8 protein-coding genes and 1 pseudogene are annotated in these 13462 nt (G+C 59.3%); 1 reads left to right on the top strand and 8 read right to left on the bottom strand.

The genetic code is table 11. The features are described 5' to 3' along the window. Window positions 1-18: 18 nt before the first annotated feature. Window positions 19-258, top strand: a pseudogene (locus ACIOWE_RS00855) (arylsulfatase); the annotation flags it as partial. Between the two features lie 687 nt (window positions 259-945). Here ACIOWE_RS00855 and ACIOWE_RS00850 read toward each other — a convergent pair. The 8 genes from ACIOWE_RS00850 to ACIOWE_RS00815 form a co-directional block, all read right to left on the bottom strand. Beyond that, window positions 946-4140, bottom strand: coding sequence for a hypothetical protein (locus ACIOWE_RS00850; RefSeq protein WP_401386470.1), 3195 nt, complete (start codon window positions 4138-4140; stop codon window positions 946-948). 10 nt (window positions 4141-4150) lie between these two features. Then, window positions 4151-5566: a hypothetical protein gene (locus ACIOWE_RS00845; RefSeq protein ID WP_401386112.1), complete on the bottom strand. Its 1416-nt coding sequence runs from the start codon at window positions 5564-5566 to the stop codon at window positions 4151-4153. A 9-nt stretch (window positions 5567-5575) separates the two neighbouring features. Beyond that, window positions 5576-6652: a helix-turn-helix transcriptional regulator gene (locus ACIOWE_RS00840; RefSeq protein WP_401386109.1), complete on the bottom strand. Its 1077-nt coding sequence runs from the start codon at window positions 6650-6652 to the stop codon at window positions 5576-5578. Between the two features lie 290 nt (window positions 6653-6942). Next, window positions 6943-7311 (bottom strand): isochorismate lyase, encoded by a 369-nt coding sequence (locus ACIOWE_RS00835; protein ID WP_401386106.1) that lies wholly within the window; start codon window positions 7309-7311, stop codon window positions 6943-6945. A 131-nt stretch (window positions 7312-7442) separates the two neighbouring features. Further along, window positions 7443-7778: a copper-binding protein gene (locus ACIOWE_RS00830; RefSeq protein WP_401386103.1), complete on the bottom strand. Its 336-nt coding sequence runs from the start codon at window positions 7776-7778 to the stop codon at window positions 7443-7445. Next, window positions 7775-10933, bottom strand: coding sequence for an efflux RND transporter permease subunit (locus ACIOWE_RS00825; RefSeq protein WP_401386100.1), 3159 nt, complete (start codon window positions 10931-10933; stop codon window positions 7775-7777). Before ACIOWE_RS00825 ends, ACIOWE_RS00830 begins: the two co-directional genes overlap by 4 nt. After that, window positions 10930-12177 carry an efflux RND transporter periplasmic adaptor subunit gene (locus ACIOWE_RS00820; protein WP_401386098.1) on the bottom strand — a complete coding sequence of 416 codons (1248 nt, stop codon included), beginning with the start codon at window positions 12175-12177 and terminating at the stop codon, window positions 10930-10932. The genes ACIOWE_RS00825 and ACIOWE_RS00820 overlap by 4 nt, the downstream gene beginning before the upstream one ends. Beyond that, window positions 12174-13430: a TolC family protein gene (locus ACIOWE_RS00815; protein ID WP_401386095.1), complete on the bottom strand. Its 1257-nt coding sequence runs from the start codon at window positions 13428-13430 to the stop codon at window positions 12174-12176. Before ACIOWE_RS00815 ends, ACIOWE_RS00820 begins: the two co-directional genes overlap by 4 nt. Between the last annotated feature and the right edge of the window lie 32 nt (window positions 13431-13462).

Below are 13462 nucleotides of genomic sequence, written 5' to 3'. Positions count from 1 at the left end.
GCAGATCAACTCATAGGCGACCTCGAGTTCATCAAATCGCGGACACCACGCGGGGTAATTCACAGCGATGCCGACGGCAAGATCGAAGACATCGGCGCGCTGACGGCTGAACGTATGAAAACCATCGACGACGAAACCACCGCAGCGGCACAAGCGTTTATCGAGCGGCAGGCCAAGTCGGGCAAACCGCTTATTGTCTGGATGAACACCACCCGCTTGCACCTTTTCACCCACGTATACGAATCGATGAAGGGCCAGGGGCGGTTGCGCTTCCTTTCAAGAGGCAGCAATCGGCCAAAAGCAGCCGTTGGAAGTGGACTGCTTCCGACTAGAAGCGATCAGTCAGAAATCGTCAGAATGCAATTCAGAACATGAAAGCTCAGCTCGATAATCGCTGTGTATCAGTGCCAGTCTCTAAAGCAGTGCATGCATTGACGCGCGCGCCAAGTCCTCAACTGACCTCCGCAGAATGAGCACTGGGCAAGCTTTTGCTCGCACAGAGAATTCATCCGATGGCGGAAATACTCCCAGACAACATCCGGATCAATATTTTCTCTGCGGACTATCTCATCTACTACTGCCTGATCACCTTTCTCGTGGAAAACCCCAATGATTGCTATCGTTTCAGTTGATGGACAATAAGCAGTAATTGATTCGCCGCACCGATTACAAACGCGTTGACCATAGCCAGTAATCATAAATTCGTTTCAGCACCTAGAACTGGAGATGACCTTTTTACTAGTTACTCAGTGCACTACAACGTCCTCTAAGAGTCGATAACAGTCGGTCATGAATGACCGCGTATCGCGGATAATGATGTCGGTTGCAGGCCCAAACGGAGCTATGGGCGCTGGCCCGCCAGCGATGGGGTCAGGGTACCCCTTCCGCTGGCGAACCGGCTGTTGCTGCCTTGCACTTGGCGTCGCCCCGCGGGGGCGAGTTTCATCATTTGACTTGGCGAACGTAGGTTCCGACGCGCAGATAGGTTTCGTGGGAGTCTGGCGCGTAAACGCACAGGGCGCGCTGGTCGTTGGCCGTGAAATACTTCCATGTACCGTCCTCCAGCATGATTTCGTTGAACGCTTGCCCGTCGTGGCTGACGTGTATGCGTTGGTGGTTGTTGTGCGACGGGAACAGACTCAGGTCTTTGAGGTGGTAGCAGGTCTCGACATTGAGCGCATCCGACTGGCGCTTCCAGTCGTAGCCCTTCTGCGAAGTCAGCAGGTTGCCCCAGGAGAAGCACATCAGTGTGCCGCCCATAGCGGTGACGACTGGATCATGGAAAGAGAGGTCGTCTTCAGGCCAAGTGCAGTTTCGCCAGCCCTTGCCCTGCACGTAGTACATCACTGACGAACTGGTGTTGGTCTTCTTCTTCACCGTGGTGTAGAAACTGCGGTATTTGCAGAATGCCAGCAGGCACGCCGTGCCCGGTATCGCACGCAGATACTCCACTTCCTCGCCTTCGGAAAGGTGCAGGCGATCCTCCCAGCGCTCCCAGGCCGCGCCCGGTTCCTCAGCGCAGAAAAACGCCGGTTTGTCGTAGTTGGAGGTCTTGGTCGAGTCGAACAGGAAGCCTTTGTCGGTATATTCGAACTCGGTGCGCTCGGTGAAACGCCACAGCCACTGGCCATTGAAAAAAACCAGATCTTCCGTGGCGGAAAACGCGTAATTGTCGCTGACGTCCGGGTACCGCGAACGCTCCCAGTTCAGGGCGTCACGGGAGTAGTAGAACCCCTCTGAACCCACCATCAGTACCCAAGTGCCGTCAATCACGTCGAGCCGGCGAATCCAGATGTGTTCATCGTCAACATTGGGCTTGACCGGCTGCCATTTCTCGCCGTCTTCGCTGCGATAGAACTGTTCGTCGTTGTCCACGATCAGCCACACCTTGCCATCGGTCTTGATATGGCGAATCTCCTCTGGATCGCAGGGAGGGTTCTGCATGTCGTGCCAGTCGATGGCAAACAAGTGTCGCTTGCCGTCGTGCTCAAAAGTGACGGATTGTTTTTCCAACGCCTCGCGCAATTTCTGCTGTTCCCGCTCTTCCTGTTTGCGCACTCGGGCCAGCACTACTGAACTGTCGAAATCGCCCGTGCGGAAGTAACCGAGCTGATCATCCGCATCAGAGCAGGCGTCGGAGAATGCCGTGAGCGTCCGGTCGATTTGGCGCTCGCAGTCGTCCAACTGGTGGTACCAGTCATCGTTTTCTGCAGAGTTGTCCAAGTCGTAGTCGGACCAGGATATTTCGTTCTCGAACTCGATACGCGGCAGGCCCCATTGGGCGATCACGCGATTGGCGGCGCTCAGTGCCGGGGCATTCGTAGCGATGAAATCCTGAGCCTTGCGGCGCATGTCGTTGAGGCTAGACAGGACCGACTTGCGGCCGATGGTATACGCTGCGCTACTTGCCGCCGTTGCCATTTTTCCAAGGAAGCCATCATCGAACGACTCCATGAACGACGACCAGTCGCTGCTCTTGCTGGTGGCGGTCATGAGGTCCATGGTCATGTTCATGGCATCCATGCTGGCAGCATAAAGTTGTTTCTCCGTGGCGATCCAGGATTGCTCGAAGCTCAAAGCGCGGTATCGCACCATGTTCTTCCAGCCTTGAGTCAGCGTGGTCAACCCTGCTGCCGCCTTCACTAGCGCCGTTTCGTCGCTCTCACTTAGCAGCGCACGCACCAGCGGTAGGCTTTCCTTGAAGTTGCCAGGCTTGAGAACGGTTAGGATGCGTAGGATGCGCGGATTCTCAACCTTCTTGCTGCACAAGGTCAGGAGGAAGAAGGCGTCAATGATCCATGTGTAGGCCTTGTCATCGTCATTGAGGAGCGTCTGCAGCACTGGCAGGTGCTCACGCTCTTTCAGCGGATTGTCGGCGATGCCGAGAATCTGCGAGACCACCTCAGGGCAGCCACTGTGTTCGGCCAACTGGCAGAGAAACTCCTGGCCCGCGCCGTCCAGCGAGGCCGCGTTATCGAAGCACAGCGCGAACAAGCGCAGGTAGGTGCGGCGCGCCTCGTCGTCGGCCTTGTCGAGGAAACTGTGGGACTGGATGTCCGGCAGGTCGGAGGTCAGCGACAGAGTTGCGGCTTGTTCCTCATCCAAAGGCGCGTCAGCGCTGACGTTGAAACCGTTTTGTTCCTTGTAAATGTCCAGTGCTACCAAGCTGCCGCCAATCACTTCGCCGATCAGGTCACGAACACCATAGTTGGTGTAGAGGCCGCCGAATTCACTGCCGAAGAATCGCGAGATAATTTTTTCTCGGGCCGCGTCGCTATTGCACAGCTCATCGTCGGTGAGGTCGATGATTTTTTCGTACTGCTCCGAAAGGAAGTACAGCGCGTTGAAACCAAGCCCCGAGATGTTTTTCTGGATAAAGTGTGAGTCCAGCACGTGGTCTTCGTTAACCGCCAGCTCAATCATGGTGCGGTAGCGATCGACGCCGAAGACCTCGATCTGATCGATCAGCTCGATGATGAACCCCAGCAGTTCGACTTCGGCATCGCAGTTGACCCCGAGTTTTTCCAAGGTAACCACCAGATGGTTGACATCGCGCTCGGTCAGTTCGATGTCCCGATGTGCGCGCAAGAAGTCGTAGGTCAGGTGCAGGATCAGCAGGTTGCTTGGAATGGATTTGAAGCGGCGCTTGTTGGCCTCGATGTTCAGTGACCAGTTGTGGAAGCTGGCGCTGTTCTCGACGGTCTTCAACCGGTTGTTGATCCGGTCTATGGCGGTTTCCAGAAAGTCCCGGGTCTCGATGATGTAGTCGTTTATCGTGCCCAGGTTGTTGCGGATGACTGCGATGCTCTGCGCGTTGATCAGGTTCTGCTGTTGCAGCTGCTTGAGGTAGTGCCAAGCGTACTTTTGCATTTGCAGGGTGTCGGCTTGGTTCAGCAATTGGTTTTCGTTGTTCTTGCCGGTGAGGCTGCTGGCGAAACGCTTGAGGAAGCCGGCTCCCGACTGTTTGTTCAGTCGCTCCTGGCTACTGGTAATAAGGCGCGAGGCATCCAGGGCCAGTTGCTGGGTCAAGGCAGCGTTGGCCTTGTGGCGGTTGACGAGTGTGGTCACAGCCTCCAGCTCGGGCCCTTGCAGCGGCTCGTGGAAAATCTGCTCTTGTAGCTCTGTCGTTGTCTCGCTCATGGTTCCGGCCTTAAAGAGTGTTGATCTTGTTGCTGAGTCGTTTGCTTTGCGCTTCCAGGGTCTTGACCTGGGCGGCGAAGTGTTTCTCCGACAGGTATAAGCCCTTGTGGAAGTCGCCGTAGAACTGTTGCGAGACCTGCAGGTACTCCAGGGCTTCATGAACGGCGACGCCGTTGCTGACCACGCGCTCTGTGGCGACCAAGGTCAGCTGGAAGCTTTTCTCGATGTGATTGTCCACGGCAATGTTCATCGCTAGCGTCGTGATCAGGCCACCGACGATACTGCCTACCAGTGCGCCGGCGGGGCCGCCTAGGGCACCAATCGCCGCGCCTACCGAGGCACCGCTCACACCAGCGCCGGTCAGCAGCAACCCCTTTCCAGTGCGGGTCTCCAGTTCTTCGGCGGTGATCCTGCCGGCGGCGAACAACACCAGGTTCTGCACCACGTCCACCGCGCAGACCGCCGCCCCGGCAATGCCGCCATTGGCGAAGGTACGTTTGAACACCGAGCCGGCGAACAGGCCGGGCATCGAGCGAGCGGCGATGCTGACACTCGCGGAGGCCACACCAGCCTTTAGCGCGCTGTCGCCGGCGGCGATGGCCGTGTTTTGCAGGATCAGCACGGTGGCCCGTTCGGCAGTGATCTCGCCCCCCCTGACCTGACGGATATACTGGAAGGTATTGATGCTGCCGGCGATGACTGTGGTTACGATGGCTGCCGACCCTGCCGCACGCATACTTTGCTGGAAGGTCGCTTTGTTCAGGTAGCCTGTCTGCATGTTCTCATGCAGCTCTTTGCCGGAGCTCGATCCCGCACCAACGTGCTCCGCGTCACGCTTACTCAATCCTGTGGACTGAACGCCCTCGGCGTCGAGACGGCCAGCGGCCTTGTCATGCACTTTCTCAGCGGCCCGGCTGACCTGGGGGCGGGTGTCCCGGTTTTTCAGCATGTCCTTGTGAGCTGACAGCTTGATGCCTTCAATCTGGTCGGACGGCCCGAGGAACACGTCGGCGTTCTCGTAACGGTGAACCCCGTCCTTACTTGAGCGAAACGCCTTCTGCGTGGCATCGGCGTTCTTGAAGTATTTCAACTGTGCGCCCTGCAGTTGGGTATCGCCTTTCAAGATGACGATGTCGTGAGTCATGTCGTTCTTCGCCAGCGGTGTTTTAGCGAAGTTATCGGTGAAGGCCCGGACATCCTTGTCTTTGAGGATAGCGTCTAGGTTGAACGACTCGGCATGCCAGGTTTCCGCCGCGAACCCGCCCTTAATCGCTTTGTTCTGGGCAGTGGAAGCGATCTTGGCCATGATATTGTTGGACTGGCTGATCTCGCCGACCATGCGGCCGATCTTTTCTGAGGCCTGGGTGGGCCAGATCGGGCACAGGCCAACCGAATGGCTGATGAGTTTGTTTTCCTGCTTATCCATGAGAAAGCCTCAGACGTTGTGCTGAACGAAGGCAGTGCCGACGCTGAAATGGGTAGAGGCGGCAGCGACAGGCGCGTCCTCGTTCAGATAGAACTGCTGCATTGATTTCAGGCGCTGACGGATCTCATCGACCCAGATCTGAGGGGTATGAACACGTATGTTCTCGTTGAGGCCGAAGATCCACCACAGGGTCTCGCGGTCCAGGGTGACCCAAGCGCACAAGCGCTTCCAGGTCTGGTCGGGGAGATCGACTAGGGATTGCTCACGACTGAGCGGCGTCTCGCTCAGCAACTCGGCAAGTTGGGGATGGACGTCCGCGACCAGTTCAACGCGGTCATCGCCCTGGCGTTGGCTGAAGCGGCCTCTAGCGATGTATTCGTCGATGTTGAAGTCGGGGTGCTCCCCGGTCTCGGTTTCCAGCATGCGGATCAACTGGATCCGATGCAGGGCGAACTGGCGCAAGTCGTCGTAGCCGTCAACCGATGCAAGTAGGTAAGTAATGGCATGCCGGGAGACTAACCCGACCGGGTGCAGAACCAGTTGCTTCACATCACCTTTGCTGCGACTGCGGTAGGCGACCTCGATCTGTCGACGTTCCAACAGGCTCCCCGAGACCGTTCCCCAGACCTCGGGAGCGATCGCCGCTGGCAAGAGTGTTTTACCGTTGGGGATCGCACGGACCCGACGCGCCCAGTCCGCCAAACCGTTGTGGCCCAAATCGCCAAGGAAATTCCGGGCTCGGCGAAACTGCGGACTGAGCTGGTCGATCACGGTCTGTGGCAGTAGCGTTGTCAGATGGCTTTCGGACAGGTAGAGGGCGAGCGCGGTCGGCGCGTCCATGTCTTCCAGCCTCAGCGGTGCATCGCGGGTGAAGCTCCAGCGGAAAGGTGATTCGCTATCGTCACATTGCAACGAGAACGGTAGGGAGAGCCGATTGAGGTCGCGCTGGATAGAGCGCAGCGTGACGGAAAAACCCTTGTCATGCAGCTTCTCCAACAGTGTGGTGCTGGCGATACGGTGCGGCTCGGTAGGAATTAGGCGCAGCAAAGCAAACAGCCTGAACAGCGTATCCTTCGCTTGAGACATGGACACTTCCTTGTTATGCATCAGTCGCTGGCGCCTGGTGGCTGACGTCAGGTTTTCCACGATGCTAATAAAAATGATGGCGCAGTGCTACTTATCTAACGTAACACGGGACTAAAGTCGGAGAGGCGTGCAGGCCGCTCAGTGGCCGTGTGGGGGGGCGGTTTCCTCGTAACGCTTCAAGTCTTGGTACTCGCGGTACAGCTCATAGGCCTTTTTCAGCACCACAACACAACCGATGGCGGCAAACAGGTTCTTCATGACAGCGGGCTCCTAGTGTTTTTTGCATTTTGTTACGGGGGGGCGACAAATCTTGTCGTCGCGGAGAGCTGCCTGAGGGCATGGCCGGTTTTCGCTGACACATATGCAGGGTCAGCCCGACTATCCCGCCTTGGGTTCACCAGGTCGCTGTACATTTTCTCGATTGCATCCGGATTCAAGCCCTCGGCCTCTGCCCACGTGCGTCGTGTTGCCAGCATGGCCTTGAAGCGCTCCGGCGCGCGCACTGAAGTCGCCGAGGTCTTGAACTTCGAGGCAGCGAGGACGTATTGAAAACGCTTGCCCAACAGGTTGATAACAGCCTGATCGAGGGCATCGATTTCACGTCGGATGTCCTCCATGCCTGCGCACGCTTCGGGCTGCAAATGATTGATGACTTCCATGCAGGAGACTCCGTTCTCTGAAAAAAGTGAAATTGCCGCATCATGCTGCACCTCTGACGCACGGCTAAATCCTAACTCAACAACAGCCAAAACCGGCACAGTCACCCGTGCCGGAACTCACAGCCCTGCCCTTACTTCTTCATAGAAACAATCGTCGCCTTCCCCTCCTCCATCCGGAAAGAAAACCACACCCGATCGCCAACCGCCAACCCGGCCAACTGCTCCTCGGTCACGGAAAACCCCATAGTCATCGGCGGCCATTGCAATGCCGGGACCGCGCCATGGGCAAGCGTCACCGTATGCCCGGCAGGATCGATCGCCTTGATCGTGCCCTCAGCATTTGCAACTGGCGCCGGCTTCAATTGCGGCGCCATTCCCTCCATTTTCATTCCCTGCATCTCTTCCGCCCACGCAGCAAACGACAACACGCTAACCACCCCGGCAACGACAATCCAACTCGGCTTCATACAATTTTTCCTTCAGCAGTAACGGATTCAACAAGAAGCTTGCGCCGACGCATCAACCGATACGCCGCCGGAATAACGAACAACGAAAGCAACGGCGCCGTGACCATCCCGCCGACCATCGGCGCGGCAATGCGGCTCATCACTTCGCTGCCCGTGCCGCTGCCCAACAGGATGGGCAGCAGGCCGGCGATGATGACGGCCACGGTCATGGCTTTGGGGCGTACGCGCTGCACGGCGCCTTCGCGAATAGCTGCGACCAATGCGCGCTCGGAGTTGTCGCCGAGGGCTATGCGTTCGGCCCAGGCGTTTTTCAGGTAGAGCAGCATGATCACGCCGAACTCGGCGGAAACGCCGGCCAGGGCGATGAAGCCGACGCCGGTGGCGACCGACAGATTGAACCCCAGCAGGTATAGGAACCATGCGCCTCCCGTCAGTGCGAATGGCAGCGTGGCCATGATCAACAGGGCTTCATCAAACCGGCTGAACGTCAGGTAAAGCAGGACGAAGATGATCAGCAGCGTCGCCGGCACCACCAGTTTCAGTCGTGCATTGGCCCTTTCGAGAAACTCGAACTGGCCGGAGTAGCTCAGGCTCATGCCGGGCTGCAATTTGACCTGCTCGTTGACCACCCGGCGCAGGTCGGCGACCACCGAGGCGATGTCCCGCCCGCGCACGTCGATGTACACCCAGCCCGAGGGCCGCGCGTTTTCGCTTTTGAGCATCGGCGGACCGTCGGTGATGTTGATGTTGGCCACCGTGCCGAGGGTGATCTGGTTGCCTGACGTGGTGTAGATCGGCAGCTGTTGCAGAGCCCCCGGCGAGTCGCGCCACTCCCGTGGATAACGCACGTTGATCGGGAATCGGGCGAGTCCTTCAATGGTTTCCCCAACGTTTTCACCACCGATGGCGCCGGCGACAATGGACTGCACATCCGCGATGTTCATGCCGTACCGGGCCGCTGCCTTGCGGTCGATATCGACGTCGATGTAGCGCCCGCCGGTCAAGCGTTCGGCCAGTGCGGAGCTGACGCCGGGGACGTTTTTCGCGACGCGCTCGACCGCTTGGGTGACCGCATCGATTTCCGTCAGATTGCTACCGGCGACCTTTACACCGATGGGACTTTTGATGCCGGTCGCCAACATATCGATGCGGTTACGAATCGGCGGAATCCAGATGTTGGTCAGGCCCGGCACGCGCACCACGCGGTCGAGTTCTTCCACCAGTTTTTCCTGGGTCATTCCGGGGCGCCATTGTTCATGGGGCTTGAACGAAATGGTGGTTTCGAACATCTCCAGCGGCGCCGGGTCTGTCGCGGTTTCGGCTCGACCGGCCTTGCCAAAGACGTGCGCCACTTCAGGCACGGTCTTGATCAGTCGATCGGTCTGTTGCAGCAGTTGCGCGGCCTTGTGCACCGACAACCCGGGCAAGGCTGACGGCATGTAGAGCAGATCGCCCTCGTCCAGTGGCGGGAGAAACTCGCCACCCAAACGCGAGAGGGGCCATAGCGCACTGACGAACACCAACAGCGCCACCACCAGGGTGAACTTGGGGCGCCGCAACACCGCGTCCAGCGCCGGTTGATAGATCCGGATCAGCCAGCGGTTCAACGGGTTCTGTTGTTCACCGGGAATGTGCCCGCGAATCCAGTAACCCATCAGCACCGGCACCAGCGTCACCGACAGCCCCGCCGCCGCGGCCATGGCGTAGGTTTTGGTAAACGCCAACGGCCCGAACAACCTGCCCTCCTGCGCCTCTAGCGTGAACACCGGGATGAACGACAGCGTGATGATCAACAGACAAAAGAACAGCGCAGGGCCGACTTCGGCCGCGGCTTCGGTCATCACCTGCCAATGGCGCTCACCCTTCAGTTCCTCGCCGGGGTGGGCCGCATGCCACGCTTCGATTTTTTTGTGGGCGTTCTCGATCATCACCATGGCGGCATCGACCATCGCGCCGATGGCAATGGCGATCCCGCCCAGGGACATGATGTTGGCGTTGAGGCCCTGATAACGCATGACGATGAAGGCCATCAACACCCCGACTGGCAGGGAAATGATTGCCACCAACGATGAGCGCAAGTGCCACAGAAAGATCCCGCACACCAACGCGACGACGATGAACTCTTCGAGCAGCTTGTGGCTGAGGTTCTCCACCGCGCGGTCGATCAGCTTGCTGCGGTCGTAGGTGGTGACGATTTCCACGCCGGGCGGCAGGCTGCTTTTCAGTTCATCGAGTTTGCTTTTCACCGCGGCAATGGTTTCCCGGGCATTTTTGCCGCTGCGCAGGATCACCACGCCACCGACGGCCTCGCCTTCGCCGTCGAGTTCGCTGATACCACGGCGCATTTCCGGGCCCAACTGAATCGTCGCGACATCGCCTAGCGTCACGGGGACGCCACCCGCGCCGAGCTTGAGCGGGATAGCCCGGAAATCATCGAGCGATTTCAGGTAGCCGGACGCCCGCACGATGAACTCGGTCTCGGCCATCTCCAACACGGCACCGCCGGTTTCCTGATTGGCTTTGCCGATGGCCTCGGTCACTTGCGTCTGAGTGACACCAAGATTGGCCAGTTTCGCCGGATCAAGCTGCACCTGATACTGCTTGACCATGCCGCCGACCGTCGCCACTTCCGCCACATTCGGCAGCGTCTTCAGTTCGAACTTGAGGAACCAGTCCTGCAATGCGCGCAGCTGTGCCAAGTCGTGGCCGCCGGTGCGATCGACCAGTGCGTACTGATAAATCCAGCCTACCCCCGTCGCATCCGGACCCAATGCCGGTTTGGCGCTCGCCGGCAAGCGGCTCTGGATCTGGCTCAGGTACTCCAATACCCGCGAACGAGCCCAATACAGGTCGGTCCCGTCCTCGAACAGCACATAGACAAAGCTGTCACCGAAGAATGAGTAACCGCGCACCGTTTTCGCTCCCGGCACCGAGAGCATGGTGGTGGCCAACGGGTAGGTCACCTGGTTCTCGACGATTTGCGGAGCTTGTCCCGCATACGGCGTGCGGATGATGACCTGCACGTCCGAGAGGTCCGGCAACGCATCGATGGGCGTGTTCTGTACCGACCAGATCCCCCAGGCCGTGACAAACAGCGTCGCCAGCAGCACCAGAAAACGGTTGGCGACAGACCAGCGAATGACGGCAGCAATCATGGCCGATCTCCCGACTGCTGATCATTTGGACCGGCGACGATGCCTTTGAGACTGGCTTCCGAGTCGAGCAGGAACTGCCCCGACGTGATGACTTTCTGGCCTTCCTCCAGACCGCTGACGATGGCGGTCTTGCCATCGCTCTCCTGCCCCGTTTGCACCTCCACCGGGCGATAGCGGCCCGCGTCTTCGGCAAGCATCACCAAGGCGCGCTTGCCTGTGCGAATCACCGCCTCGCTCGGCACCGACAACACACTCTGGCCGGTTGCACGGTTCAAGCGTACTTGCGCCGTCAGACCGGGCCTGAGGCGTCCGTCGGGATTGAGCAGTTCGACCCGCACGCGCAGGGTGCGGCTGTCGGGGTTGGTGTCCGCCAGAATCGTGCTGACGGTGCCGTTGACCTTGGTCCCCGGGAAGGCCGGGAACTGCGCCTCGACCGTTTGCCCCACGGCGATGGCGCCGGCCGCCGATTCAGGCACCGCCACCGCCAGCCAGACACTGCTCAGACCATTAACACGCGCCAGCGTCTCGCCCGCCGCAACGGTCATGCCGATCCGCAGGTTGAGCTCTTGCAGCACGCCACCAATCGGGCTGGTCAGCGTCAGATAAGGCTGGACCTTACCGCTGCGCTCGACCTGCGCAATCAATGCCGGAGGCATTCCGGTGAGGCGCAAACGCTGGCGGGCAGCCGCGAGCAAGTCGCGATCACCGTTGCCTTTGAGAGCGAGAAATTCGGTCTGCGCCGCCGCCCACTCTGGCACCAGAATATCTGCCAACGCCGCGTTGGCTTTGAGCACATCACCGGGGGCATGCGCGTAAACCCGTTCGACAAAGCCCGGAGTGCGGGCCTGAATGACCGCGACATCACGCTCGTTGAAGGCGAGGATACCGGTCACGTCGAGGCTGGACTCAAACACCCCTCGGGTGACCATTGCCGATCGCAGACCGAGATTCTGAGCCACGCCGGGATCGATGCTGACCGTCGCTTGATCGTTGCTGCCACTGGCGTATTGCGCGACCAGTTGCATGTCCATGAACGGCGATTTCCCCGGTTTATCGAATTTTTGCTGTGGGTACATCGGGTCATACCAATACAGCGCCTTGCGCTCGTCCGATGTCTTGGCGTTTTGCTCAGGCGCAGCGCCCGGCATCTCGCTGATGCGCTGAGGTGCAAGCCAGTAGCCGCCGGCAAGTCCCACGACCATTGAAACGCCTGCCAGCAACGCCCCGCTCCATTTAAGGTTCATTGGCTAGCCTCCCCGTACGCAAAATAGAGTCGCGCGCCGGTCAGCGCTCGCTGCTCCTCGACGTCGACCTGTTTGAGGCGCGCCTCGATGAGTTCACGCCGGGCCGCGACAACGGTATTCAAATCGCTTTTACCGGCACGGTAACTGGCCATGCTGAGGTCGACTTTTTCTTTGGCCAGCGGCAGCAGACTTTGCGCGTTGCGCTGGACCGCACGATCAAGCCGTTCATAGTCGGCCAGCTCGCTTTCCAGTTGCTGGGTGTGCTCGCGTGACAACGCTTCGCGCTCGGACTCGAGTTGGTTGACTTGCGCTTCTCTGGCGGCAATTTTCGGGTTTTGCCGGGTCTGCGCAAACAGCGGTAGATCCCAGGAAAGTTGCACGCTGACCATGTCGCCGAACTGCCGGTCGCGGTGCTGATAATCAACCTCCCAACTCCAGTCGGATTTCTTTTCCGCCTGCGCTTCGCGAACCCTGGCTTGCGCCTCGCGGGTCATCGGCCCATATGCGGCCAGCTCGGGATGGTGTTGCAGCTTATGCGGCAGGCCTGAGGTATCGACCGGCCATTGCGGCAGGCTACCCACTGGTGTTTCGTTGGCGGCGGGACCAATCCAGCGTTTCAGCGCCGCACGCGCTTGCGCCCGCTGACGAATCAGGTCGTCCTGCTGCTCGGCCAGTTGCGCCGCTTCCTGCTTCGGTGTCACGGCATCGGCCGGTTGTGCGCGTCCGCCGGCAATCTGGGCGCGGACGGTGTCGCTGAGCAGGCGGTTCTCCTTGTAGAAGTCCTGGAACAGCGCGTCTTTGCGTTGCACCGAATAGCTGCTGATCCAGGCCAACGCGGTGGCCTGACGAACGTTCAGCCGTTCGACCTGACGCTCCGCAGCGGCGCGATCAACAGCGGCGTTGGCCACCTCGATCCGCGCCTTGCGTTTGTCACCATTGAGCATGTCTTGCCTGACGCCGACCATTTGCATGGTCATGAAGTCGTCGTTGACGCTCCAGCGATCCGGGCCGCCGATGGGATAGTTCTGCAGACCTGCGAGCAACTTCGGGTCGGGCAATTCACCCGCTGGAATAGCCGCACTGCTGGCCGCCTGAATCTTTGCATCCTGTGCCGCCAGCGACGGCGCGGTGTTTTCGGCCAGCCGCAAGGCTTCGTCGAGTGTCAGCGCGGCAGCGAAGCTCGGCAAGGCCAGTACGCTTGCCGCCAGGCCGGCCACAAGGGACCAGCCTGTGCAAAAGCACTTGGAGTTCATGTTTGCGATTCCTGTGATGATCCGCTGCGCGC

Source organism: Pseudomonas sp. NPDC087598, from assembly GCF_044743525.1.
Taxonomy (GTDB): domain Bacteria; phylum Pseudomonadota; class Gammaproteobacteria; order Pseudomonadales; family Pseudomonadaceae; genus Aquipseudomonas.
The sequence above is the reverse complement of the archived record's forward strand: the minus strand, read 5'-3'. Positions and strand labels throughout refer to the sequence as shown.